At 71.8% G+C, this 24,503-nt stretch carries 25 protein-coding genes; 15 read left to right on the top strand and 10 right to left on the bottom strand.

Going from position 1 to position 24,503, the window contains the following annotated elements; all coding sequences use genetic code 11:
* The first annotated feature begins 4 nt into the window (after positions 1–4).
* Both C5H89_RS03560 and C5H89_RS03555 read left to right on the top strand, forming a co-directional pair.
* Positions 5–853 (top strand): hypothetical protein, encoded by an 849-nt coding sequence (locus C5H89_RS03560; protein ID WP_104105682.1) that lies wholly within the window; start codon positions 5–7, stop codon positions 851–853.
* A gap of 191 nt (positions 854–1,044) precedes the next feature.
* The gene (locus C5H89_RS03555) at positions 1,045–3,618 is read left to right on the top strand and encodes an ATP-dependent Clp protease ATP-binding subunit (protein WP_104105681.1); all 2,574 of its coding nucleotides are present in this window, start codon (positions 1,045–1,047) and stop codon (positions 3,616–3,618) included.
* A gap of 89 nt (positions 3,619–3,707) precedes the next feature.
* Here the strand turns inward: C5H89_RS03555 and C5H89_RS03550 are convergent, their stop codons facing one another.
* Positions 3,708–4,574 (bottom strand): A/G-specific adenine glycosylase, encoded by an 867-nt coding sequence (locus tag C5H89_RS03550; protein ID WP_104105680.1) that lies wholly within the window; start codon positions 4,572–4,574, stop codon positions 3,708–3,710.
* Between the two features lie 70 nt (positions 4,575–4,644).
* Between C5H89_RS03550 and C5H89_RS03545 the strand changes: the two genes are divergently transcribed.
* Positions 4,645–5,487 (top strand): hypothetical protein, encoded by an 843-nt coding sequence (locus C5H89_RS03545; protein ID WP_104105679.1) that lies wholly within the window; start codon positions 4,645–4,647, stop codon positions 5,485–5,487.
* A gap of 17 nt (positions 5,488–5,504) precedes the next feature.
* Here C5H89_RS03545 and disA read toward each other — a convergent pair whose 3' ends face one another.
* Together disA and radA are read right to left on the bottom strand one after the other, a co-directional pair.
* Positions 5,505–6,590, bottom strand: a complete 1,086-nt coding sequence (disA, locus tag C5H89_RS03540; RefSeq protein ID WP_104105678.1) for a DNA integrity scanning diadenylate cyclase DisA — start codon at positions 6,588–6,590, stop codon at positions 5,505–5,507.
* A gap of 58 nt (positions 6,591–6,648) precedes the next feature.
* Positions 6,649–8,067, bottom strand: coding sequence for a DNA repair protein RadA (gene radA, locus C5H89_RS03535; protein WP_104105677.1), 1,419 nt, complete (start codon positions 8,065–8,067; stop codon positions 6,649–6,651).
* A gap of 93 nt (positions 8,068–8,160) precedes the next feature.
* On the opposite strand from radA, the gene C5H89_RS03530 reads away from it, so the two are divergent.
* The gene (locus C5H89_RS03530; RefSeq protein WP_240181673.1) at positions 8,161–9,222 is read left to right on the top strand and encodes a LacI family DNA-binding transcriptional regulator; all 1,062 of its coding nucleotides are present in this window, start codon (positions 8,161–8,163) and stop codon (positions 9,220–9,222) included.
* Between the two features lie 11 nt (positions 9,223–9,233).
* Here the strand turns inward: C5H89_RS03530 and C5H89_RS03525 are convergent, their stop codons facing one another.
* The 3 genes from C5H89_RS03525 to C5H89_RS03515 form a co-directional block, all read right to left on the bottom strand.
* The gene (locus C5H89_RS03525) at positions 9,234–9,920 is read right to left on the bottom strand and encodes a class I SAM-dependent methyltransferase (protein ID WP_205304849.1); all 687 of its coding nucleotides are present in this window, start codon (positions 9,918–9,920) and stop codon (positions 9,234–9,236) included.
* Between the two features lie 20 nt (positions 9,921–9,940).
* Complete coding sequence (locus C5H89_RS03520; protein ID WP_104105675.1) at positions 9,941–10,576, bottom strand: VOC family protein; 636 nt, start codon at positions 10,574–10,576, stop codon at positions 9,941–9,943.
* Positions 10,577–10,669: 93 nt separating this feature from the next.
* Positions 10,670–11,455 carry a hypothetical protein gene (locus C5H89_RS03515; RefSeq protein ID WP_104105674.1) on the bottom strand — a complete coding sequence of 262 codons (786 nt, stop codon included), beginning with the start codon at positions 11,453–11,455 and terminating at the stop codon, positions 10,670–10,672.
* Between the two features lie 57 nt (positions 11,456–11,512).
* Between C5H89_RS03515 and C5H89_RS03510 the strand changes: the two genes are divergently transcribed.
* From C5H89_RS03510 to proC, 6 genes are read left to right on the top strand one after another with little or no spacing between them, the layout of a single operon-like run.
* Positions 11,513–12,448 carry a Ppx/GppA phosphatase family protein gene (locus C5H89_RS03510; RefSeq protein WP_104105673.1) on the top strand — a complete coding sequence of 312 codons (936 nt, stop codon included), beginning with the start codon at positions 11,513–11,515 and terminating at the stop codon, positions 12,446–12,448.
* Positions 12,449–12,475: 27 nt separating this feature from the next.
* Positions 12,476–13,285, top strand: a complete 810-nt coding sequence (locus tag C5H89_RS03505) for a sugar phosphate isomerase/epimerase (protein ID WP_104105761.1) — start codon at positions 12,476–12,478, stop codon at positions 13,283–13,285.
* A 15-nt stretch (positions 13,286–13,300) separates the two neighbouring features.
* Positions 13,301–14,008: an ABC transporter ATP-binding protein gene (locus C5H89_RS03500; protein ID WP_104105672.1), complete on the top strand. Its 708-nt coding sequence runs from the start codon at positions 13,301–13,303 to the stop codon at positions 14,006–14,008.
* Positions 14,005–14,742: an ABC transporter permease gene (locus C5H89_RS03495; protein WP_104105671.1), complete on the top strand. Its 738-nt coding sequence runs from the start codon at positions 14,005–14,007 to the stop codon at positions 14,740–14,742. The genes C5H89_RS03500 and C5H89_RS03495 overlap by 4 nt, the downstream gene beginning before the upstream one ends.
* A gap of 10 nt (positions 14,743–14,752) precedes the next feature.
* On the top strand, positions 14,753–15,688 hold the full coding sequence (locus C5H89_RS03490) for a proline dehydrogenase family protein (protein WP_240181672.1): 936 nt from the start codon (positions 14,753–14,755) through the stop codon (positions 15,686–15,688).
* Positions 15,689–15,716: 28 nt separating this feature from the next.
* The gene (proC, locus tag C5H89_RS03485; RefSeq protein ID WP_101526305.1) at positions 15,717–16,535 is read left to right on the top strand and encodes a pyrroline-5-carboxylate reductase; all 819 of its coding nucleotides are present in this window, start codon (positions 15,717–15,719) and stop codon (positions 16,533–16,535) included.
* A 21-nt stretch (positions 16,536–16,556) separates the two neighbouring features.
* On the opposite strand, the gene C5H89_RS03480 is transcribed toward proC, so the two are convergent.
* Positions 16,557–17,072, bottom strand: a complete 516-nt coding sequence (locus C5H89_RS03480) for a general stress protein (RefSeq protein ID WP_104105670.1) — start codon at positions 17,070–17,072, stop codon at positions 16,557–16,559.
* A 67-nt stretch (positions 17,073–17,139) separates the two neighbouring features.
* Between C5H89_RS03480 and C5H89_RS03475 the strand changes: the two genes are divergently transcribed.
* The 5 genes from C5H89_RS03475 (at position 17,140) to C5H89_RS03455 (ending at position 21,075) form a co-directional block, all read left to right on the top strand.
* The gene (locus C5H89_RS03475; protein ID WP_104105669.1) at positions 17,140–18,327 is read left to right on the top strand and encodes an acetoin utilization protein AcuC; all 1,188 of its coding nucleotides are present in this window, start codon (positions 17,140–17,142) and stop codon (positions 18,325–18,327) included.
* Positions 18,328–18,509: 182 nt separating this feature from the next.
* Positions 18,510–18,710: a helix-turn-helix domain-containing protein gene (locus C5H89_RS03470; protein WP_101525508.1), complete on the top strand. Its 201-nt coding sequence runs from the start codon at positions 18,510–18,512 to the stop codon at positions 18,708–18,710.
* A 132-nt stretch (positions 18,711–18,842) separates the two neighbouring features.
* Entirely contained in the window at positions 18,843–18,944 is a 102-nt protein-coding gene (locus C5H89_RS03465; protein WP_008356322.1) for an AURKAIP1/COX24 domain-containing protein, read from the top strand.
* 11 nt (positions 18,945–18,955) lie between these two features.
* Positions 18,956–19,945, top strand: coding sequence for an NAD-dependent epimerase/dehydratase family protein (locus tag C5H89_RS03460; RefSeq protein ID WP_104105668.1), 990 nt, complete (start codon positions 18,956–18,958; stop codon positions 19,943–19,945).
* Positions 19,942–21,075 carry a lysophospholipid acyltransferase family protein gene (locus C5H89_RS03455; protein ID WP_240181671.1) on the top strand — a complete coding sequence of 378 codons (1,134 nt, stop codon included), beginning with the start codon at positions 19,942–19,944 and terminating at the stop codon, positions 21,073–21,075. The genes C5H89_RS03460 and C5H89_RS03455 overlap by 4 nt, the downstream gene beginning before the upstream one ends.
* Positions 21,076–21,126: 51 nt before the next feature.
* Here the strand turns inward: C5H89_RS03455 and C5H89_RS03450 are convergent, their stop codons facing one another.
* From C5H89_RS03450 to C5H89_RS03440, 3 genes are all read right to left on the bottom strand, one after another.
* A complete protein-coding gene (locus tag C5H89_RS03450; RefSeq protein WP_104105667.1) occupies positions 21,127–22,554 on the bottom strand; it encodes a DUF5667 domain-containing protein in 1,428 nt (475 codons plus the stop codon).
* A 103-nt stretch (positions 22,555–22,657) separates the two neighbouring features.
* The gene (locus tag C5H89_RS03445; RefSeq protein WP_104105666.1) at positions 22,658–23,479 is read right to left on the bottom strand and encodes a sigma-70 family RNA polymerase sigma factor; all 822 of its coding nucleotides are present in this window, start codon (positions 23,477–23,479) and stop codon (positions 22,658–22,660) included.
* Positions 23,480–23,564: 85 nt separating this feature from the next.
* Complete coding sequence (locus C5H89_RS03440; protein ID WP_104105665.1) at positions 23,565–24,461, bottom strand: HAD-IB family hydrolase; 897 nt, start codon at positions 24,459–24,461, stop codon at positions 23,565–23,567.
* Positions 24,462–24,503: the final 42 nt, after the last annotated feature.

The following is a 24,503-nucleotide window of genomic DNA, read 5'->3' as shown; positions in this document are numbered from 1 at the left end:
GGTCGTGGTGCTCAACCACGACCGCGACGGCTGCGAGCTCGCCGACTGGTTGCACGCTCACGAGCGGGTGGGTGTGGTGCTCGGGCCGGGGGGCCGGGGCGACGCGGGCCTGGTGCTGCGGTGGCTCGACGCGGCGCGCTGGCTCGGGGGGCGCGGGGTGACCCACGTGGTGACCATCTCGGGCCAGGACTACCCGCTGCGGCCGCTGCCCGAGCTGCACCGGGCGCTGGCCGAGTCCGGTGACGGGTTCGCCGAGCACTTCCCGGTGCTGCGCGCCGGCAGCCACTGGCCGCTGCGCGAGGGTCGCTCGCGCTACCTCTACTCCTGGCGCTCCCTGCGGCCGCTGGGCCCGCGGGCCAAGGCCCGGCTGCGCCCGCTGCAGCTGGTCAACCGGCTGCAGCCGTGGTGGCGCGTCAACGTCTCCTACGACCGGCTGCGGGTGGGTCGGCGTACCGGCAGCGGGCTGCCGGCGGGCTGGGAGCCGTGGGGCGGCAGCTTCTTCACCAACCTCTCCTGGCGGGCCGTGGAGCGGGTGCTCGCCGCGGCCGAGGACGAGTCGGTGATGGCCTGGGCCCGGCGCAGCCTGGTGGTGGACGAGGCGTTCCTGCAGACGGTGCTGGTCAACGACGGCTCGTTCGCCCTGGTCGACACCGCCGGGCGCTACTACGACTTCTCCGGCACCCGGCACGGCAGCCCTCGCACCCTGGCCACCCTCGACGACGTACGCCGGGCGCGCGCCAGCGGCGCGTTCTTCGGTCGCAAGTGGGACCCGGACGCCCCGGAGCAGGTCTGGGCGACGCTGGACGCCGGGCTCGCGCCCTCGGCTGAGCGCAGCCCCGAAGCGTGGCGCTGAGTGGGGGACGGCCCTTCCGCCCCTGTTCGCTGTGAGCGGACCGCTCTGGTGTGGTCGGTGGGAACACGTAGGCTGTGGACAGAGTTGGAACACACGTCCGCACCTTTGCGTCCGCGGCGCCTCACGGCGGCCGGGCGTCTCGTGTTCGGCAACGACGAAACACCTGTGCACAGCTAAGAATCGAGGCGCACATGTTCGAGCGGTTCACCGACCGAGCCCGACGAGTTGTCGTGCTGGCCCAAGAAGAGGCCCGCATGCTCTCCCACAACTACATCGGTACCGAGCACATCCTGCTCGGCCTCATCCACGAGGGCGAGGGCGTGGCCGCCAAGGCTCTGGAGTCCCTCGACATCTCGCTGGAGGCCGTGCGCGCCCAGGTCGAGGAGATCATCGGCCAGGGCCAGCAGGCACCCTCGGGCCACATCCCGTTCACCCCGCGCGCCAAGAAGGTGCTCGAGCTCTCCCTGCGCGAGGCGCTGCAGCTCGGTCACTCCTACATCGGCACCGAGCACATCCTGCTCGGCCTGATCCGCGAGGGCGAGGGCGTCGCGGCCCAGGTGCTGCAGAAGCTGGGCGCCGACCTCAACCGGGTCCGCCAGCAGGTCATCCAGCTCCTCTCCGGCTTCCAGGGCAAGGAGTCGGCCGGTGCCGCCACCGGTGCCGGCACGGCCGGCGGCGAGGCCCCGTCGTCCTCGCTGGTCCTGGACCAGTTCGGCCGCAACCTGACCCAGGCCGCCCGCGAGGGCAAGCTCGACCCGGTCATCGGCCGTGGGCAGGAGATCGAGCGCGTGATGCAGATCCTGTCGCGCCGCACGAAGAACAACCCCGTGCTGATCGGGGAGCCCGGCGTGGGCAAGACCACGATCGTGGAGGGCCTGGCCCAGGACATCGTCCGCGGCAACGTGCCCGAGACGCTCAAGGACAAGCAGATCTACACCCTCGACCTGGGTGCCCTGGTGGCCGGCAGCCGCTACCGCGGTGACTTCGAGGAGCGCCTGAAGAAGGTGCTCAAGGAGATCCGCACGCGCGGCGACATCGTGCTGTTCATCGACGAGATCCACACCCTGGTGGGTGCGGGTGCCGCCGAGGGTGCCATCGACGCCGCCAGCATCCTCAAGCCGATGCTGGCCCGGGGCGAGCTGCAGACCATCGGCGCCACCACTCTCGACGAGTACCGCAAGTACCTCGAGAAGGACGCCGCCCTGGAGCGCCGCTTCCAGCCGATCCAGGTGGCCGAGCCGTCGATCGCCCACACGATCGAGATGCTCAAGGGCCTGCGCGACCGCTACGAGGCGCACCACCGGGTGACCATCACCGACGAGGCGCTGGTCTCCGCGGCCACCCTGGCCGACCGCTACATCTCCGACCGGTTCCTCCCGGACAAGGCCATCGACCTGATCGACGAGGCCGGCTCCAGGCTCCGGATCCGCCGGATGACCGCGCCGCCGGACCTGCGTGCCTTTGACGAGCAGATCGCCGAGGTGCGTCAGCGCAAGGAGGGCGCCATCGACGGCCAGGACTTCGAGGCCGCGGCCAGCCTGCGCGACGAGGAGAAGCAGCTCATCGCCAAGAAGGCCGAGCGCGAGAAGCAGTGGCGCGCCGGTGACATGGACGAGATCGCCGAGGTCGACGAGGAGCTGATCGCCGAGGTGCTGGCGGTCGCGACCGGAATCCCGATCGTCAAGCTCTCCGAGGCGGAGTCCACCCGCCTGCTCAACATGGAGGAGGAGCTCCACAAGCGGGTCATCGGACAGGAGGAGGCCGTCAAGGCTCTCTCCCGCGCGATCCGACGTACCCGTGCCGGGCTCAAGGACCCCAAGCGTCCCGGTGGGTCGTTCATCTTCGCCGGCCCCTCCGGCGTCGGCAAGACCTGGCTGTCCAAGACGCTGGCCGACTTCCTGTTCGGCGACGAGGACTCGCTCATCCAGCTCGACATGAGCGAGTTCAGCGAGAAGCACACCGTCTCGCGGCTCTTCGGATCGCCTCCCGGCTACGTCGGCTACGAAGAGGGTGGCCAGCTCACCGAGAAGGTGCGGCGCAAGCCGTTCTCGGTGGTGCTGTTCGACGAGGTCGAGAAGGCCCACCCGGACATCTTCAACAGCCTGCTGCAGATCCTGGAGGAAGGTCGCCTGACCGACTCCCAGGGCCGGGTGGTCGACTTCAAGAACACCGTCATCATCATGACCACCAACCTCGGCACCAGGGACATCGCCAAGTCCGTCAACCTGGGCTTCGCCCAGACCGGTGACGCGGCGGGCTCCTACGACCGGATGAAGAGCAAGGTGTCGGAGGAGCTCAAGCAGCACTTCCGCCCCGAGTTCCTCAACCGCGTGGACGAGATCATCGTCTTCCCGCCGCTGTCGCAGGAGCAGATCGTCTCCATGGTCGACAACATGATCGACGCGGTGGAGAAGCGGCTCAAGGACCGGGACATGCAGCTCGAGCTGACCCCGGCCGCCAAGCAGCTGCTCGCGACCCGGGGCTTCGACCCGGTGCTCGGTGCCCGGCCGCTGCGCCGCACCGTGCAGCGCGAGATCGAGGACACCCTGGCCGAGAAGATGCTCTTCGGGGAGATCGGCCCCGGCCAGATCATCCTGGTCGACGTCGAGGGCGAGGGTCCGACCGCGACCTTCACCTTCGAGGGGCAGAAGGTCAGCAAGCTGCCCGACATGCCGCCGCTCGAGACGGTCGACGTGGCCGGACCTCCCTCGGAGGGACCGGACGACTCCGCGGGCCCGGTGGACATCACCAAGTCCGAGGACTAGAGGCTCACCGACCTCACCACGACGGCGCTCCGACCTCTCCAGGTCGGGGCGCCGTCGTCATGTGTCCCCGTCGTCATGTGTCCCCGTCGTCAGGGCAGGCGGTATCCCAGGTCTCCCGCCGGCACCACCAGGCCGTCGACGACCAGGGCCGCCAGGCAGCGCTCCCGCTGCTCCGGGTCGTGCCAGGCCGCCTCGATGCCGAGCGCGGCCACCGGCCCGGGGCTGTCGCGTAGCACCGCCATGATCCGGCCCCGGCACTGCCGGTCGGTACCGGCCCAGGCCTGTCCGCGCCGCGGCGGCCCGTCGTACGCCGGGTGGCCGGCCGCCCGCCACGCACAGAGGTCGGCGACCGGGCAGGAGCCACAGTCCGGCTTGGTAGCTCGACAGACCAGCGCTCCGAGCTCCATCACCGCCACCGACCAGGTGGCCGCCGTGGCGGGGTCCTGGGGCAGCAGCTCCTGGGCTGCGACTCGCTCGCCCCGGGTCACCGACGCGCCTGCGAGCTCCTCGCCGAGGAGCGCGCGCGCGAAGACCCGACGCACGTTGGTGTCCAGCACCTCGTGGCGCTGGCCGAAGGCGAACGCGGCGATCGCCGCGGACGTGTAGTCCCCGACGCCCGGCAGCGCCAGCAGCTGGGCGCGGTCGGTGGGAACCTCCCCGCCGTGGCGCTCGCAGATGGCGACCGCGCTGGCGTGCAGCCGCAGCGCCCGTCGGGGATAGCCCAGACGGCCCCACATGCGCAGCGCCTCCCCGACCGGCTCCCGGGCCAGCAGCGCCGGGGTCGGCCAGCGCTCCAGCCAGGCCTGGTGCACCGGCAGCACCCGCGCCACCGGGGTCTGCTGCAGCATGAACTCCGAGACCATCACCGACCACGGCGACGCCTCGCCGGTGCGCCACGGCAGGTCCCGGGCATGGTCGTCGTACCAGTCGAGGATCGGTCCGTGCAGGGCACTCATCGCAGCCGATGCTAGCCACCCCCGGAGTGGCACCCGCACTCCTGGCCTCGCGCTGGCTACGGTGACGGCCATGACCGCGCTGACCGCTCCCAAGGGCCCCTTGCCCGCAAGGGTCTACTGGTTCCGCCGCCTGGCGCTGTTGGCGGTGGTCTTTGTGCTGATCTTCGGGGCCGCGCGGCTCCTGGGCGGCAGCAGCGATCAGAAGTCCGACGGCGGGGTGAGCGCCACGACCGTCTCCGGCGAGTCCAAGGACCAGTCAGGGGCGGAGGCCGGAGCCGACCCCGCCGAGTCGCCGGCCCCCGCGACGACCGGCGGGCAGGACCAGCAGCCCGTGGTGGAGACGCCGGCGCCGAGCCCGACGCCGCCCCCGCTGCCCGCGCCCACCGGTCCCTGCGCCAACGAGGACGTGGTGGTGACCCCGGTGCTGGGTGAGGTGCGCGGCGGCGGTCAGGTCGAGATCGGGCTGAACCTGCGAACCAAGACGACCCCTGCGTGCACCTGGCAGGTCTCCGGCGACACCGTCACGGTCAAGATCACCTCCGGCAGCGACGACATCTGGCAGAGCAGGCACTGCCCCCAGGTGCTGCCGGTGCAGGACGTGGTCATCTACCAGGCCAGCGACACCGTGGTGCCGATGAGGTGGAACGGTCGCCGCTCCAGCGAGGACTGCTCGGCGCAGAACGACTGGGCGCGCGTGGGGTTCTACCACGTGGTGGCAGCCGCGTACGCGGGTGAGCCGACGGACGTGCAGTTCGAGCTGCGGGTGCCGCTCCCGGTGGTGGAGACCCGCACCGTGGCGCCCGAGCCCGAGCAGGTCAAGAAGAACAAGAACAAGAAGAAGAACAAGAACAAGACGCAGAGCACGCCGTCGGTCCAGCCCTCAGGCGCCGTGGAGCCGAACGACCCCAGCTGAGGCGCCGGCGACCGGGGTCAGACGTAGCGCTCCAGGATGCTGGACTCCGCGAGCCGGGAGAGGCCCTCGCGGACGCTGCGGGCCCGTAGCTCGCCGACACCGTCGACGGCCTGCAGGTCGTCGATCCCCGCGGAGAGCAGCTGCTGGAGCCCGCCGAAGTGCTCCACCAGCCGGTCGACCACCGGGCTGGGCAGGCGCGGCACCTTGGCGAGCAGCCGGTAGCCACGAGGAGCGACCGCCCCGTCGAGGTGGTCGCCGGCGGTCATCCCGAGCGCCTTGGCGACCGCGGCGGGGTCCACCAGCTCGGTGGGGGAGAGCAGCTCGAGCTCGGTGAGCAGCTCGCCCGGGGTCTTGGCGTTCTTGCCCGGCGGCAGGTAGTCGCGGATGACCAGCTCGCGGTCGGCGTCGACCCCGGTGACCAGCTCCTCCAGCTGCAGCGAGAGCAGTCGGCCGTCGGTCCCGAGCTCCAGGACGTAGTCCTCGATCTCGCGGGCGATGCGGGTGACCATCTCCAGCCGCTGCGCCACCACCGCGACGTCCCGGACGGTGACGAGGTCCTCGATCTCCAGCGCGGAGAGCGTGGAGGAGACCTCGTCCAGGCGCAGCTTGTAGCGCTCCAGCGTCGCCAGCGCCTGGTTGGCGCGGGAGAGGATCTGGCCCGAGTCCTCCAGCACGTAGCGGGTCTCGCCGACGTACACGGCGATGATCTGCATCGACTGCGAGACCGAGATCACCGGGAAGCGGGTCTGGCGTGCCACCCGGTCGGCGGTGCGGTGCCGGGTGCCGGTCTCGTCGGAGTGGATGGTGGCGTCGGGCATCAGGTGCACCGCGGCGCGGTGGATGCGCGAGATGTGGTTGTCGATGATGATGGCGCCGTCCATCTTCGCCAGCTCGCGGAGCCCGGTGGCGGTGAACGGGACGTCCAGGGTGAAACCACCGCTGGAGATGGAGTCGACCAGCTTGTCGTGACCGACCACGATCAGGGCCCCGGTGCGACCCCGCAGGATGCGCTCCAGGCCGTCGCGCAGGATGGTCCCCGGGGCGATGGAGGCCAGGGCTGCGCGCAGACGCAGGCTCTCGTCACTGCGCTCGATGCCCACCATGACGTTCCTCCATCAGCGATTCCCATGACAACACCCCCGTCACAGGGGGTGTCGTGCGTCAGTCTAGGGGACGCAGTGCGCCGTGCCTGCCGTTCGTGAGGCGCAGCAGCGCCAGTGCTGAGGCGACGTCGCCCACGTCGAGGACCTGCATGCCGTCGATGGTCCAGGACTCCGGCGACCGGGGGCCCGAGGGCTTGGTCCGCTCGCTCGGCACCACCGCGACCTTGAACCCCAGACGGGCCGCCTCCGCGAGCCGCTGAGGCAGGTCGCGGACCCGCCGCAGCTCGCCGGCCAGGCCGATCTCGCCCATCGCCACGACACCGAGCGGGGCCGGGATGCCGAAGGTGGCGCCCGCCACCGCGACGGCGATGGCCAGGTCGCTGGCGGGCTCGGTGAGCCGGGCGCCGCCCACGGTGGAGACGAAGACGTCATGGTTGTGCAGCCGGATGCCGCAGTGCTGCTGGAGCACGGCCAGCACCATCGAGACCCGGGAGGAGTCCACGCCCGAGACGGTGCGCCTGGGCCGTTCCGCCGCCGTGGGGGTGACCAGCGCCTGGACCTCTGCCAGCAGCGGGCGCCTGCCCTCCATGGTCACGGCGACGCAGGTGCCGGGCACCTGCTTGCTGTGGTGCTCCACGAACAGGCCGGTGGGGTCCGAGACCGCCTTGATGCCCTCGGCGGACAGGTCGAAGCAGCCGACCTCGTCGACCGGGCCGAACCGGTTCTTCATCGCCCGCACCATCCGGAAGCGGGAGTTGCGGTCACCCTCGAAGTGCAGGACGACGTCCACCACGTGCTCGAGCACCCGAGGACCGGCGATCGAGCCGTCCTTGGTGACGTGGCCGATCAGCACCATCGTGATGTTCCGCGTCTTGGCCACCCGGATCAGCGCGGCCGCGACCTCCTTGACCTGGGTGACCCCGCCGGGGACGCCCTCGATGCCGGAGGCCCCGATGGTCTGGATGGAGTCGACCACCACCAGGGTCGGGCGCACCTGCTCGATGTGGGTCAGCACCGCGCCGAGGTCGGTCTCCGCGGCCAGGTAGAGCTCGTCGTGCACCGCGCTGGTCCGGTCGGCCCGCAGGCGCACCTGGGAGGCGGACTCCTCACCGGTGATGTAGAGCGTGCGGTGCTTGTAGCGCGCGGTCTGGGCGGCCACCTCGAGCAGCAGGGTGCTCTTGCCGACCCCGGGCTCGCCGGCCAGCAGGATCGCCGCCCCGGGCACCAGACCACCGCCCAGCACCCGGTCCAGCTCGGGGACCCCGCTGGAGCGGAACGCCGACTCCGCCACCGAGACCTGGCCGATCGGCACCGCCGGCGTGGTCACCGGGGCCGAGGCGGTGCGCATGGTGGGGGCGGCGGCCTCGGCCACCGAGCCCCAGGCCTGGCACTCCCCGCACCGGCCGACCCACTTGGCCGTCTCCCACCCGCACTCGGAGCAGCGGTAGGCGGGACGGGAACGGGCCTGTTTGCTCATGGCCGCAAACGTAGGCCACCCCACCGACAGTGCTGGCTACGGTGCCTCGGAGCGCCTATGCTGACGTGGCTTGGAACGATCCAGAGGAGTGACGTGTCGGACCGTGGTGCCCAGGGGCCGCTGGCCTTCCCCAGCCTGCCGGTGAATCCGCCGACGCTGGCCGACGTCGCCGAGCGAGCCGGCGTCTCGCGGCAGACGGTCTCCAACGCGGTCAACAACCCCGCGCTGCTGCGCACCGACACCCTGGTCCGGGTGCAGCAGGCCATCGCGGAGCTGGGCTACTCGCCCAACCGGGCGGCGCGCAGCCTGCGCACCAGGGCCTCGCACCTGGTGGGGCTGCGGTTCACCCCCGCCCAGGAGGGCACGGCCAACGCGCTGATGGACCGGTTCGTGCACTCCCTGGTCGCCGCGACCGCCCAGGCGGGGTACCACGTGCTGCTCTTCGCAGACGACGACACCGAGCCGCTGTCGGCCTACGACCACCTGCTGCGCTCCACCGCGGTGGACGCCTTCATCGTCACCGACACCTACCTCGGAGCCCCGCAGGCCGCGTGGCTCACCCAGCAACGCGCCCCGTTCGTCGCCTTCGGCCGGCCCTGGGAGGACCCGCACGCCAGCCACGCGTGGGTCGACGTCGACGGTGCCGCCGGCGCGGCGCTGGCCTGCGAACACCTGCTCGACCAGGGGCACACCCGGGTCGCGTGGATCGGCTGGCGCAAGGACTCCTTCATCGGCGAGGACCGGCGCTCGGGCTGGACCCGGGCGATGCACGCTCGCGGGCTGCCCACCTCCGGGCTCGCCTCCCGGGTCGAGGACACGGTGGCCAGTGGGCGGGAGGCCGCCGCGGTGCTGATCGACGAAGCGCACCCCACCGCCTTCGTCTGCGCCTCAGACACCCTCGCCCTGGGTGTGCTCCAGACGTTGTTCGACCGGGGCATGGTGGCCGGGCGCGACCTGGCCGTGGTCGGCTTCGACGACTCCCAGGTGGCCCAGGTGGTGCCGCCGGGACTGACCTCGGTGCGGCAGCCGCTGGAGCAGGTGGCGGTGGAGGTGGTCCGGGCCCTGCAGCAGCTGCTGGCCACGCCGCCGCTGGCGATGCCCGGAGTGCTGCTGACCCCCACCCTGAGCGTCCGCGGTTCGAGCACCGGACCCTGATCCGCGAGGCGCTAGAAGCGGCGCCACCACAGGTTGAGCGCGTAGTCGACCTCGGTGCCACCGTCGCCGGCCCAGTGCTCGGCCAGCACGGCCTCGGCGGTCGGCCGGTCCAGCTCGATGCGCACCACGGCCTCGAGGTCGGCTGCGGAGTCGAACGCCAGCCGGGTCTCGACCGGCACCCGCTGCCAGCCGCGGGTGGACCAGAAGCGCTCCACCGCGACCGGGTCGACGCGGGGATAGCCCCGGCGGAACCAGCGCCCGAAGGTGGATCGGGTGGGGTCGTTGTCGATCACGAACGCCGTGCCCCCGCGGCGTACCACGCGGGACAGCTCGTCGAGCCCGGGCTCGCACCCGGGACCGAAGAAGTAGGCCAGTCGGGCCTGGGCCACGTCGACGCTGGCCTCGGGCAGCGGCAGCGCCTGGGCGGTGCCCTGGCGCACCTCCACGCCTGTCAGCCGTCGGGTACGCCGACGGGCCAGGGCGGCCAGGGCCGGCATCGGCTCCACCCCGATCACCCGCTCGGCCTGCTCGGCCCAGCGCGGCAGGTGGAAGCCCGTCCCGCAGCCCACGTCGAGGAACGTCCGGCCGAGCCAGGGCGCGACGGCCGCCATCGCCGCCTCCAGGAGCCCGTCGGGGTCCAGAGCGCGGTTCTCCAGCTCGTAGGTCTCCGGGTGCTGCCAGATGTTGGGGCTCGGCACCGCCCCGGGCGGCGCCGGGATCAGATCCGGACCAGCCCGTTGGGGGTCTGGAACTGCACCGCTTGCAGGCCGGGCGTGCCGTGCGGCGCCACCCACTCGACGTACAGCTTGTCGGGCGTCTCCAGCGAGGCCCCCAGCCATTCGCTCACCCGCTGCGGGTCGCCGGCGAGCTCGACCTTGGCCATCGAGATCTTGCCGTCGCCGCCGCGGCTGGGGTGCAGCTCCGCGGGCGACTCCCACTTGATGAAGAACGGCAGCTGCGGGTCGGTGATCAGCCCGTTGATGCCGATCTGCCGCCAGCGCAGCTCGGTGCCGTCGGGGCGGTGCCGGTTGCCGAGGGCCGCCGCGCGACCGAGCCGATGCTCGATGCTCGCCAGGTCGTCGACCGCGACGCACCACCCGAGCCAGCCGCCGCCGAGTGCCGAGCGGGCACGTACGGCCTGGCCGAACGGGGCCTTGTCCGACGCCGGGTGGTCGAGCACCTCGACCACCTCGACGTAGGTGTCGTCTGCCAGAGGCAGGATCATGTTGCGGGTGCCGAACCGCGGATGCACGCCGCCATCGGTGAACTCGCGTCCGAGCAGTCCCCCGATGCGCGCGGCCGTGCTAGCCAGTCCATCGGGACCGGCGGCGTAGGAGATGTGGTCCAAGCGCATGTCAAGCATTCTTGCCACCCCCGGTCCGGGGGCTCGCAGCGGGGGTCGGGTCTCTTGACGTCGAGGTTCTCGCGGGGCCTGTGATATGCGAGCTCAGTGCGGGTCGGCGGGGTGGATCGCGAGCTGCGAGCGCGAGCGCAGGTGGGCCTCGCAGTGCCGGACCAGCTCGGCGTACCCGGCCTCGCCCATCAGCTCGGTGAGCTCGGGGGCGTTGGTGACGAAGAGCGGCTCCGGGGCCACGTGGGCCTCGGTGTTGCCCGAGCAGTACCAGTCCAGGTCGTGGCCACCCGGCCCCCAGCCGCGACGGTCGTACTCCCCGATGGAGACCTCGGTGTAGGAGGTGCCGTCCTGCTGCTCGACGGTGCGGTAGGTGCGCCGGATCGGCAGCTGCCAGCAGACGTCGGGCTTGGTCTCCAGGGGGTTGCGTCCGGTCTGCAGGGCCAGCCCGTGCAGCGCGCAGCCCGCGCCGCCCTGTCCGGGAGCCGCGCCCGGCGGCCGGAAGTCGACCCGGTTGTGGAACACGCACGCGGACTGGCCGTCAACCTCGATGGTCAGGGTCTTGCGCTCCCCGTCGGCGTCGAGCTCGACCCAGTCCTCGGCGCCGACCTCGCGGCCGGGGTGGAACTGCCACTGCTCGGGGGTGAGCTGGGCGACGAAGCCGGCCACCCGCTGCTCGTCGTCGGCGTCGGAGAAGTGGGCGCCCAAGGTGCAGCAGCCGGTGTCGGGGGAGTCGGCGTAGATGCCCGCGCAGCCTTGTCCGAAGATGCACATGTAGGAGGAGGTGAGCCACGTCAGGTCGCAGCGGAAGACCTGGTCCTCATCACCCGGGTCGGCGAACTCGACGAACGCTCGGGGAAAGACCAGGTCGACTTCGGGCACGTGGACAATTCTAGTGAGTGCCCGGCAGGGCGCTCCGTGCCCGGTACGTTGGGAGCCATGCGCCTCGGAGTCCTCGACATCGGCTCCAACACGGGTCATCTCCTCGTGGTGGACGCCCACGCAGGCGCGGCACCGCTCCCGGCGTTCTCCTACAAGGAGCCGCTGCGGCTGGCCGAGCACCTCGACGCCGCGGGCGCCGTCGGGCAGGCCGGGGTGGACGCGCTGACCGAGTTCACCGCGCAGGCCATGGTGGTGGCCGAGGAGAAGGGCTGCGAGGAGATGCTGGCCTTCGCCACCTCCGCGGTCCGCGACGCCACGAACTCCGAGGACGTGCTGCACCACGTCGCGGCGCGCACCGGCACCACCATCGAGGTCCTGTCGGGGGTGGACGAGGCACGGCTGACGTTCCTGGCCGTACGCCGCTGGTTCGGGTGGTCCGCCGGCAGGCTGGCCGTGTTCGACATCGGCGGCGGCTCCCTGGAGATCGCGGCCGGCGCCGACGAGGCACCCGACGTGGCCTGGTCGCTCCCGCTGGGGGCGGCCCGGCTGGCCCGGGACTGGTTCCCGGCCCAGGCGCCGGATGACGACGAGCTCCGCGCGCTGCGGCGCCGGATCCGCACCGAGATCGCCCGCGACGCCGGCACCCTGCGCCGCGGCGGCGTACCGCACCGGGCGGCCGCCACGTCCAAGACGTTCCGATCCCTGGCCCGGATCTGCGGCGCGGCGCCCTCGGCCGAGGGGCACCTGGTGCCTCGGGTGCTGCGCGGGGACGACCTGACGGGCTGGTTGCCCAAGCTCACCGCCATGTCGCCCGAGGAGCTCACCGCGCTGCCGGGGGTCTCACCCAGCCGCAGCCACCAGATCGTGCCGGGAGCCCTGGTCGCCGAGGCGGTGATGGACATCTTCGGTCTCGCCGAGCTCGAGATCTGTCCCTGGGCGCTGCGCGAGGGCGTCATCTTGGAGCGGTTCGACCAGATGTCGGTACTGGGCTAGGCACGGCGAGGGACCATGGAGGACGAGATGACCTCACACACCCAGATCGGCCTGTCCACGGCCTCGGTCTTTCCTGAGTCCACCGCACACGGGTTCGCCTATGCCGCGAGCGTGGGGTACGACGCCGTCGAGGTGATGGTGGGGATGGACGCCCTGTCCCAGCAGACCGCCGCGCTGCGTCAGCTCTCCGAGCACCACCAGATGCCGGTCTGCTCGGTGCACGCGCCCTGCTTGCTGTGGACCCAGCGGGTCTGGGGCACCGAGCCCTGGGGCAAGCTGGAGCGCTCTGCCACGATGGCCCAGGCGCTCGGCGCCGACGTCGTGGTGGTGCACCCGCCGTTCCGCTGGCAGCGGGAGTACGCCGCGGGGTTCGAGGACGGCATCGCGGCGCTGGAGGCCTCCACCGGCATCGCCTTCGCGGTGGAGAACATGTATCCCTGGCGGGCCTCGTCCCGGCGGCGCGCCCCGAAGGGGATGGAGATGTACCTGCCCCACTGGGACCCCTCCCTGGGCAGCTACGCCAACACCACCATCGACCTCTCGCACGCCGCGATCGCGCGCTCCGACGTGATCGAGATGGCGGACCGGATGGGGGACCGGCTGCGGCACGTGCACCTGACCGACGGCAGCGGCAGCGCCAAGGACGAGCACCTGGTGCCCGGCCGGGGCGCGATGGGCGCCGGGGCCTTCCTGGAGCACCTGGCCGGTTCGGCGTTCCGCGGCCACGTGGTGCTGGAGATCAACACCCGGCGCTGCGACACCCGGGAGGAGCGGCTCGCGGACCTCGTGGAGTCGTTGGAGTTCGCCCGCGAGCACCTGGGCGTCAAGGCCCGTTAGACGAGAGGCGCACCCGTGGAACCCACCGTGGAGGTCTCCGGCCTGACCGTGGTGCGCGGCGGCCGGACGGTCCTGGACGGGCTCGACCTGTCGATCGGCACTGGCATCACCGGCCTGCTGGGCCCCTCCGGATCGGGCAAGACGACCCTGATGCGCTCCCTGGTCGGGGTGCAGCGCATGGCCGCCGGCAGCGTCCGGGTGCTGGGGGAGGAGGTGGGGACGCCGGGGCTGCGCAGCCGGACCGGCTACGTCACCCAGGCCGCCAGCGTCTACGACGACCTCAACGTGCGCGAGAACCTGCGCTTCTTCGCCGCGGTCCTGGGGCGAGGCGAGGAGGACGTGGCACGGGTGGTCGCCCAGGTGGACCTCTCCGAACAGCTCGAGCAGGTGGTCGGCCGGCTCAGCGGGGGCCAGCGCTCGCGGGTGAGCCTGGCGACGGCGCTGCTGGGCCGGCCGGACCTGCTGGTGCTCGACGAGCCGACCGTCGGCCTGGACCCGGTGCTCCGCGAGCGGCTCTGGGACCTGTTCCACTCCATCGCCTCGGACGGTGCGACGCTCATGGTCTCCAGCCACGTGATGGACGAGGCGACGCGCTGCGACCGGCTGCTGCTGATGCGCGAGGGGCGCATCATCGCTGACGCCTCGCCGGCCGAGATCCTGCGCCGCACCGGCGCCCCGGACATGGAGCGGGCCTTCCTGCACCTGGTGGAGCAGTCGCGATGAGCCCCCGGATCACCCTCGCGGTGGCCTCCCGGGTGCTCGTCCAGGTGCGTCGCGACCGCCGGACCGCAGCGATGCTGCTGCTCCTGCCGGGCTTGTTGATGACCGTGCTGTGGTGGGTCTACGACGACGTGCGGGGCGACGTCTTCGACCAGATCGGGCCGGCTCTGCTCGCGATCTTCCCCTTCTTCGTGATGTTCCTGGTGACCAGCGTGACGACGCTGCGGGAGCGCTCGAGCGGCACCCTGGAGCGACTGCTGGCGATGCCGATGGGGCGGCTGGACTTCCTGCTCGGCTATGCGTTGGCGTTCGGGCTGCTGGCCGCGCTGCAGTCGGTGCTTGCGGTGGGTCTGAGCGTGGGCGTGCTGGGGCTGGAGGTGCAGGGCCCGGTCTGGCTGCTGGCGCTGGTGGCCGTCGTCGACGCGATCCTCGGCACCGCGCTGGGCCTGTGCGTGAGCGCGTTCGCCCAGACGGAGTTCCAGGCGGTCCAGTTCATGCCCGCGGTGGTGGTGCCCCAGATCCTGCTCTGCGGCCTGCTGGTGCCGCGCGAGCAGATGCCCGCGGTGCTGGAGGCCATCAGCAACGTGCTTCCCCTGTCCTACGCCGTGGACGCGATGCAGCAGCTCGTGGCCACCGAGGAGACCGGCGAGGTCTGGCGCAACGTGGCGGTGGTCGTCGCGTTCGCCCTGGGCGTGTTGGGACTCGGAGCCGCCACGCTGCGTCGACGTACCCCGTAACGTGGCGCCCATGTCCTTGCTGCGTCAGCCCATCCTGGTGCTCTCCCGCTCCGAGCAGATCAAGAAGGCCGTCACCGCTTGGCCGGCGACCGCGTCGGTGGTGGCGGGCTACGTGCCCGGCGAGACCACCGAGGACGCGGTCCAGGCCGCGGCCGCCCTGGTCGGGAGCGGGCTGTCGGTGACCCTGGACTTCCTCGGCGAGGACACCCGCGACGTGGCCCAGGCCGACGCGTGCGTGGCGGCGTACGTCGACCTGCTGGGCCAGCTCTCCGTGCTCGGCCTGGCGCGCCAGGCCGAGGTGAGCGTCAAGCTGAGCGCCGTGGGACAGGCGTTGCCGCGCGATGGCCAGCAGGTGGCGCTCGAGCACGCGCGCACGATCTGCCGCGCGGCCCGCAACGCCGGCACCACGGTGACCCTCGACATGGAGGACCACACCACCACCGACGCCACCCTGGAGATCCTGCAGGAGCTGCGCAAGGACTTCCCCGAGACCGGCGCGGTGCTCCAGGCGGCGCTGCACCGCACCGAGTCGGACTGCCGGGCGCTCGCGCACGAGGGCTCCCGGGTGCGGCTGTGCAAGGGCGCCTACCTGGAGCCCGAGCAGGTCGCCCACCAGAGCCGGCACGAGATCGACAAGGCCTACGTGCGCTGCCTGAAGATCCTGCTCGCGGGGCAGGGCTACCCGATGATCGCCACGCACGACCCGCGGATGGTGCAGATCGGCGGCTCGCTGGCCAGCCGGTACGGCCGGACCCAGGGGACCTACGAGTTCCAGATGCTCTACGGCGTCCGCACCGGCGAGCAGCGACGGCTGGCGGAGGCGGGCGAGACGGTGCGCGTCTACGTGCCCTACGGCGCCCAGTGGTACGGCTACCTGATGCGCCGCCTCGCGGAGCGGCCCGGCAACGTCTCGCTGTTCCTCAGGTCGCTGATCTCCGGGAAGTAGCCGAGCGGTTGGGGGCACAATGGCGGTCATGAGCCTCCCCAGCACGCACCAGACCGCGATCATCGGCGCCGGAGTGATGGGGGAGACCCTGCTCTCGGGACTGGTCCGCGCCGGTCGCCGGGTGGACACCCTGCTGGTCGGCGAGAAGCGGGCCGAGCGGGCCGCGGAGCTCGAGGAGCGGTACGGCGTGACCGTGCTGGGCAACGTGGCCGCCGCCAAGGCGGCGGACACCCTGGCCCTGGTGGTCAAGCCTCAGGACATGGGCGAGCTGCTGGCCGAGATCGCGCCGGTGCTGCGACCGGGCCAGCTGCTGGTCTCGCTGGCCGCCGGGATCACCACCGCCTACATCGAGGCCCGGGTGCCCGCCGACGTCGCGGTGGTCCGGGTGATGCCCAACACCCCCGCGCTGGTGGACGAGGGGATGGCGGCGATCTCGCCGGGATCCCACTGCGGCGACGCGGACCTGGCCGAGGCCGAGGCGCTGATGGGCTCCTGCGGCAAGGTGCTGCGCGTCCCGGAGAAGCAGATGGACGCGGTCACCGCGATCTCCGGCTCCGGTCCGGCGTACGTCTTCTACGTGGTGGAGTCGATGATCGAGGCGGGAGTGCACCTGGGACTGCCCCGCGCGACCGCGAGCGAGCTGGTGGTGCAGACCGTGCTCGGCTCCGCGGTGATGCTGCGCGAGACCGGCACCCACCCCGCGGTGCTCCGCGAGCAGGTCACCTCCCCGGCGGGCACCACCGCCGCCGCCCTGCGCGAGCTGGAGATCCACAAGGTGCGGGCCGCGTTCCTGGCGGCGATGGAGGCCGCCCGCGACCGCTCGCGCGAGCTGGCCGCGCAGGACTGAGGCGGTCCGGCTCAGCCGCGCTCAGCCGGCGAACGGGTCGGGCAGCAGGCCCGGGGTGCGGGCCAGGATCTCCTGGGCCGCGGCCCGGTGCTTGTGCTCCACGAGCACCTCGTGGCGGGTGGCGACCACCGTCCGGACCGAGGAGAAGTCGCGTCGGCCCCGGGTCGCGGCGTAGCCGGCCAGGCCCCACACGATGCCGAACGCCGCGCCGAAGAGCGCCGCCGAGGCCATCAGCGCCCACCAACCGCCCTCCTCGACGAACAGGCCGAGCAGCAGGCCGACCAGCAGGCCCAGCCACAAGCCCGAGGCGGCCCCCGCCAGCGCTACCCGGCCCCAGGTCAGACGCCCGGTGATCCGCTCCACCTGCTTGAGGTCGGTGCCGACGATCATGCAGTTCTCGACCGGGAACTGGGCGTCGGCGAGGTGGTCCACGGCCCGCTGGGCCTCCTCGTAGGTGCCGTAGACGGCCAGCGACTGGGGGAACGCCAGCGCCAGGCCGGAGATCTGGATGGAACGGGGGTTCGTGGGATCGGACATGGTCCCAGTCTGCCCGCTGGCGCGGCTGCGGCACAGAGCAGCGCCGGGCGGGAGTAGCGTGCGACCCATGAGGGAGTGCCAGGGACCTGCCACGGTCGTGTTCGACAAGACCCTGACGGAGTACGACTTCGGTGTCGACCACCCGATGTCGCCGTTGCGGGTCGACCTGACGATGAGGTTGGCCGAGCAGCTCGGCGTCCTGGACCGCGGGCTCCGCGTGGTGCCCGCGCCGGTCGCCAGCCTCGACCTGATCGCCACGGTCCACACGGAGGCGCTGATCGAGGCGGTCACCCGGGCCGGGCGGATGTCCGGAGGCGTGGATCTCGTGCACGGCCTCGGGACCGACGACAACCCGGTGTTCCGCGACATGCACCACGCCTCGGCCCACGTGGTCGGCGCCAGCGTCGAGGCGTTCCGCCAGGTCTGGACCGGGGAGTCGCTGCACAGCGCCAGCGTGGTCGGCGGCCTGCACCACGCGATGCCGGACCGGGCCAGCGGCTTCTGCATCTACAACGACGTGGCGGTCGGCATCCAGTGGATGCTCGACCAGGGCGCGCAGCGCATCGCCTACGTCGACGTCGACGCGCACCACGGCGACGGCGTGGAGAAGATCTTCTACAACGATCCGCGGGTGCTCACCATCTCGCTGCACGAGACGGGACAGATGCTCTTCCCGGGCACGGGGTTCCCCGGAGACTCCGGCGGCAAGGCGGCCGAGGGCTCGGCGGTCAACGTGGCGCTGCCCCCGGGTACCGCGGACGCGGGCTGGCTACGGGCCTTCCACGCCGTGGTGCCGCCGCTGCTGCGGGAGTTCGACCCGGAGTTCCTGGTCACCCAGCACGGGTGCGACTCCCACATGGAGGACCCGCTCACCCACCTGATGCTCACCGTCGACGGCCAGCGGGCGGCGTACCTGGCGCTGCACGACCTGGCGCACGAGCTGACGCAGGGCCGCTGGGTGGTCACCGGCGGGGGCGGCTACGCGGTGCCGGGGGTGGTGCCGCGTGCCTGGACCCACCTGCTGGCCATCGTCGGTGGCTCCCCGATCGACCCGCACGTCGAGACGCCCCTGGAGTGGCGCGACCACGTCATCGAGCTGCTCGGGGACGGGGCGCCGTTCCGGATGACCGATGGCCGTACGCCGGCCTATCGTGACTGGCGCGAGGGCTACGACCCGCAGACCTGGCTGGACCGTGCAATCCACGCGACCAGGATGGAGGTCTTCCCTCTGCACGGCCTCGATCCGTACGCTTGAGCACTACGCATCCCGTGACAAAAAGTCGGAAATCAACGCGACACGCCGCAAGGAACAAGTTTCACTAGTCATTCCCTTCCCCACCGGTCACTCGAACCCCTATTCTCACCACATGCGCCGCACGTCCTGTGCGCACCGGTGGGGAAGCCGGTGCCCGTGAGGCCAGCAAGGATGGTGCAGCCATGGCCAACTCCGCGGACAGGTCGGACGTCAAGTTCCTGACCATCGCAGAAGTCGCCGCGATGATGCGGGTCTCCAAGATGACGGTCTATCGCCTGGTCCACAGTGGGGAGCTGCCCGCCGTGCGCGTGGGTCGTTCCTTCCGGGTCACCGAGGACGACGTCGACGAGTACCTGCGCAAGAGCTTCTTCAACGCCGGCTGATCGCAAGCCGGAGTGCCGGTGCTGCCCACGTGGCGGCACCCGATTCTCCTCCTCCTGGCTCGGGCCAGTAGGCTTGCCCGGTCGGTCAGGCAGCCTGTCCGACCGACCTGTTGCCCGTTGAAAGGTTTCCCTGTGGGTTCTGTCATCAAGAAGCGGCGCAAGCGCATGGCTAAGAAGAAGCACCGCAAGCTTCTGAAGAAGACGCGCGTCCAGCGCCGCAAGCTCGGCAAGTAGGGCCTTAGATCGTGGGGCGGGTCGTGCTGGTCACCGGGATCTCCCGGGACATCGGCCGCCGCTTCGCGCGGTTTGCCGCCGCCGACCCCTCCATCGATCGCATCATCGGCGTTGACGTCGTCCCGCCCCGCGGCGACATCGGCAACGTCTCCTTCGTGCGTGCCGACATCCGCAACCCGGTCATCGCCAAGGTCATCGCTCGCGAGGACGTCGACACCGTCGTCCACATGAGCGTGATCGCGACCCCCGGCGGGTCCGGTGGACGCAACGCGATGAAGGAGATCAACGTCATCGGCTCGATGCAGCTGCTGGCGGCCTGCCAGCGCGCGGCGAGCGTGAAGCACCTGGTGGTCAAGTCCTCCACCACGGTCTACGGCGCGAGCAGCCGGGACCCGGCGATGTTCACCGAGGACATGGGCCCCAAGAAGCTCCCGCGGGCCGGCTACTCCCGCGACGTGCACGAGATCGAGGGCTACGTGCGCGGCTTCGCGCGTCGTCGGCCCGACGTCCGGGTGACCACCCTGCGGTGCGCCAACGTCATGGGCCCCCACGTGGTGTCGCCGATGTCGGCGTTCTTCCGGCTGCCCACCATCCCGATGGTGCTCGGCTACGACCCACGGCTGCAGTTCCTGCACGAGCAGGACCTGAACGCCGTCCTGCGCCACTCGGTCGTCAACGACGTCGAGGGCACCTTCAACATCGCCGGAGACGGTGTGCTGATGCTCTCCCAGGCCATCCGTCGCCTCGGCAAGCTGCCGCTCCCGGTGCCGGGGTTCGCCGTGGCTCCGGTCGGCTCGGTGCTTCGGTCCCGGCTGCGGGCCGAGTTCTCCCCCGAGCAGCTCTCCCTGCTCACCTACGGACGTGGTGTTGACACCACCCGGATGCGCGACATGCTGGGGTTCCACCCGACGTACACGACCGGCGAGGCCTTCGCCGACTTCGGACGCAGCCTCGGGTTGGGGACCAGCCCAGGTCCGGCACCCGTAGGAGGGACGGCGTGAGCGACGCGGAGATCATCCCCATCGGCACGGGCGGACGGCCCGGCCGGGGGATGGGGCGCGACAAGCCCTCCGCGGCCGCGCGCAGCCTGGCCAACGGCGCCAAGCCGAGGGCACCGCGGGCTGCCGCCGAGCCCCCTGGGAAGCCGGCCGTTGGGCCGGCCGCTGAGCCGGCCGCTGGGCCCGCTCCCGAGACCCCCCGGGCCGGCGCCACCACCAAGGACCGCGAGCCGCTGGACGGCATCCCGGTCGCGGACTGGCTGGCGGCCATCGAGTCCGGCGCCCGAGAGGTCTTCGGGCCCGACTGGGAGCGTCGCCTCGCCGAGCTCCTGGCCTTCCTGCGCCGACGCCTGGAGGGTGAGTACCTGGTCGACGACTTCGGCTTCGACCGCGAGCTCACCGAGCGGCTCTTCCTGGCGATGGTCCGGCCGCTGGCCGAGAAGTGGTTCCGGATCGAGGTCCGTGGGATCGAGAACATCCCCGCCGAGGGCGGGGCGCTGGTGGTGTCCAACCACTCCGGCACCATCCCGGTGGACAGCCTGATGACCATGGTCGCCGTGCACGACCACGCCGGCCGCAACCTCCGTCCGCTGGGCGCCGACCTGGTCTTCCGGCTGCCCGTCGTCGCCGGTCTGGCTCGTCGGATGGGGGCCACCCTGGCCTGTCAGGCCGACGCGGAGCGGATGCTCAACGGCGGCGAGCTGGTCGGAGTGTGGCCCGAGGGGTTCAAGGGGATCGGCAAGCCCTTCTCCGAGCGCTACAAGCTGCAGCGCTTCGGCCGCGGGGGGTTCGTCTCCGCGGCACTGCGCACGGGCGTGCCCATCGTGCCGCTGTCGGTGGTGGGTGCCGAGGAGATCTATCCGATCGTCGGCAACCTGTCGACCCTGGCCCGGCTGCTCAACCTGCCCTATCTGCCGATCACGCCGTTCTTCCCGCTGCTCGGCCCCCTCGGGCTGGTTCCGCTGCCGTCGAAGTGGCTGATGGAGTTCGGCGAGCCGATCCGCACCGACACCTTCGGCGAGCTCGAGGCCGAGGACCCGATGCTGGTGTTCGAGGTGACCGACCAGGTGCGCGAGACCATCCAGCAGACCCTGTTCAAGCTGCTGCGCGAGCGCAACTCCGTCTTCGGCTGACCGGCGGACGCTGGTCGGCTCAAGGCCCGGTCAGGGCCTGGTCACGGCTGATCACGGCCGCTGGCCGCCGGACGGGCTGGACCCCAGGCTGCCGAGGATCGTCCCGACCGCCCCTCCCAGCTGGTCCACCGCGGCGCCCAGACTGCCGCCCAGCTTCTCGCCGAGCAGCCCGGTGGTGGCGGTCTCCAGGACCTCGCCGATGGTGCCGACCAGGCCGCCGCTCGACTCCGGGGCGCCCGAGCTCGTCGGTGGGTCACCGACCACGATCGTGGTGACGTCGTCGACGAGGGTCGTGGGTGTCGGGGTGGCCTGCACCGTCGGGCCAGGGGCCTGGGTCCTGCTGGGCCCGCTGCTGCTGCTCTCGGTGGGAGCGGCGGGCCGTGACGTGGTTGCCGTGGGCTGGGAGGTCGGGTGGGGCCCGGTGGTCGGCTGGCCGGAGTCGGTGGGCGCACCGCTGCTGCTGGGCTCGGCGGTCGCGCTCGGGACGCTGGTGGCGGGCCCGCTCCTGGCGGCGTCGACGCGGACGTCCCCCTCGGACCGGCCGACTGCACCGTTGCCGCGGGCCAGCGGGGCGGGTGCGGGGGCAGCGAAGGTGACCCCGTCGGGCTCGTACAGGCTGCTGGTCATGGGTCCGCTGGCGGCGAGGAAGACGGGGAACTCGGTGATCCCCCCGCCGGCGCACCCGGGGCAGGCCTGCCGGGCAAGCGCATCGATGCGCAGCAGCTGGTCGGCGGCGGTCGCGAGCTCGTCGGCGGCCTCGCCGGGCACCAGCTCCGAGAGCGCCTCGAGGCGAGCCATGCTCCGACCGGTGAACTCGAGCAGGGCCACCACGGAGCCCTCGCGCTGGGTGTCGGCGTAGTTCTCCAGCAGCAGGGTGCCGGCTTCGTCGGACTGGTCGGAGAACGACTGCAGCGCGCTGGCGGTGGCCTGACGGCTCTCCCAGCTGTCGCGGACCAGCAGGTCCTCCACCTCGTTGAGCCGGAGCTCCGCCTTGGCAAGCAGCAGCTCGCCCTTGTCCTGCTCGCCCAGGACCAGCCCGGCCTGCGCGGACTCCATGACCCTCTTGACCGGGTAGAGCGAGTCGCCCGGCAGGGCGGCCTGCGCGGAGAGGGCGAGGCTGCCGGTGGCGCTGAGTGCTGCGGCGACCGTGAGGATCGCCGCCACCCGGCGGTCCCGGGTGGTACGGGGCCGCGTCACCACGGTCAGGGTCGGACGCTGCGGGGCGGTCGGTGCCGGCAGCAGGACGGTGTCCGCCTCGGCCATCAGGCGCTCGCGGAGGCTGGTGACGAAGTGGGCGCGAGGATCAGGGAGCTCGACGGCGCGCAGCTGTCCGACGACCGCCAGCAGCCGGTCCTGGTCGGCGTGGGAGCCGGAGGACTCGGTCTGGGCAGGGGTCTGGGCAGAGCCCTGAGCGTGGCCGGACTCCACGACCGACTGGAACCGCTCGGCGGCCCTGCCCGCCCTGAATACCGCTCTCATCGCTCTAGTCCTAGGTCCGAAGGGTCGTCCAGACCCGGGTCGGGAAGGGTCGTCACCGGGAACAACGGCTGGGCCGAGGCCGGGGTTATGCACGTCCGCCGCCTCAACATTGCCTCGCCTCCGGGGGGAGCGCCTTGGCCAGGTTGCGGATCGCCCGCAGCTGCAGCTGCTTGACGGCGCCGGCGGAGCGCTCGAGCACGTCCGCGGTCTCGGCGATGCTCATCCCCTGGAGGAAGCGCAGCACCAGGCAGTCCCGCTGCTCGTCGGGGAGGTCGCGAAGGGCGCCGAGGAGCGCCACGTTGGTGAGCCGGTCGAGCACCTCGCGCTCCGGCCCCTCGGTCGCGTCGTCGTGGACCCCCATGTCCTCGGTCGCCACCTCGAGACGGGTCCGGCCGGCGCGGTAGTGGTCGGTGGTCAGGTTGCGCGCGATGGTCATCAGCCAGGCACCGAAGTCGCGTCCCTGCCACCGGAAGTCGTTCATCGACCGCAGGGCGCGGAAGAAGGTCTCCGAGGTGAGGTCCTCGGCCAGGGAGGTCGAGGAGGTGCGGCTGTGCAGAAAGCGGTACACGCGTAGGTGGTAGTGGTCGAAGAGCAGGCCGAACGCCTCCTTGTCGCCGGCTCGGGCCAGCTCGACCAGGGCGATCAGCCGGGTCCGCTCCGCCTCGGACTCCGCGGAGGAGGTGGCGAGCGAGGAGTCGCCGTACCTGAGGCCACCAGGGCCACCAGGGCCACCAGGGCCACCAGGGCCACCGAGGCCACCACCGGGACGGCTGTCACCGCTGGGGGCGAGCGCCTCGGAGAGCAGCGGCCAGGGACCGCCCACGCCAGCGGTTGCCACGCGGGGCACCGGATGCTGGCACGCGAGCACGGCCAGGCGCAGCGCATGGAGGCCACTCGCCACGTCGTAGCTGTTGTCTCGGGACACCCGGTCATCCCCTCCCCAGAGGTGCAACGCGCCTCAGGCTACGGCGAGCGGGACGCCTTGGGAAGGGTGTCGGTGCGGGAGCGGCTCAGTGGTGACGCCGGCGGACCGAGACCCCGGCCGCGACCCCGCCGGCGAGGGCGCCGGCGACGGCTCCCGAGAGCACGCCGATGCGGGCCGCCTTGCGCCCGGTGCGGTAGTCGCGGACCCGCCAGCCGTGCTGTCGGGCGTGGTTGCGCAGCTGGGGGTCCGGGTTGATGGCGACCGGGTCGCCGACCAGGCCGAGCATGGGCAGGTCGTTGTAGGAGTCGGAGTACGCCGAGCAGTGCGAGAGGTCGAGTCCCTCCCGGGCCGCGAGGGCCTTGATCGCCTCGGCCTTGGCGGGTCCGTGCAGCAGGTCGCCCACCAGCTGGCCGGTGTAGACGCCGTCGACGTGCTCGGAGACGGTGCCCATCGCGCCGGTCAGGCCCAGGCGCCGGGCGATGATCGAGGCGATCTCGATGGGGGCGGCGGTCACCAGCCAGACCCGCTGGCCCCGATCCAGGTGCATCTGGGCCAGGGCGCGGGTGCCGGGCCAGATCCGGTGCGCCATCGCCTCGTCGAAGATCTCCTCGCCCAGCTCCTCGAGCTCGGCCACGGTGTGCCCGGCGATGAAGCTCAGGGCGGAGCTGCGGGTCTGAGCGATGTGCTCGGGATCCTCCACGCCCCGGATCCGGAAGTAGGCCTGCTTGTACATCGCGCCGGCGATGTCGCGGGTGGTGAAGAACTCGCGGCGGTACAGCCCGCGCGCCAGGTGGAAGATGCTGGCGCCCTGCATCACGGTGTTGTCGACGTCGAAGAAGGCGGCGCTGGTGGGGTCCACCGGCGTGCTCAGCGCCGTCTCCACCTCGGCGGAGGCGGCGGCGGCCTCCCCGGCCAGGGCGGACCGGCGGCGCAGGTCGGCGGGGCGGGCCGGCTGACGGCGGTGCTTCTCCGGAGGCGTCACGCGTCTCACAGTAGTAGGGCGCGGCGACGGGCGGTTGTGGAA

Origin of the sequence: Nocardioides sp. 616 (genome assembly GCF_002930065.1) — a bacterium.
Lineage (GTDB): Bacteria > Actinomycetota > Actinomycetes > Propionibacteriales > Nocardioidaceae > Nocardioides > Nocardioides houyundeii.
Note: the sequence above shows the minus strand (reverse complement) of the source record. Positions and strands in the feature narration are given on the sequence as shown.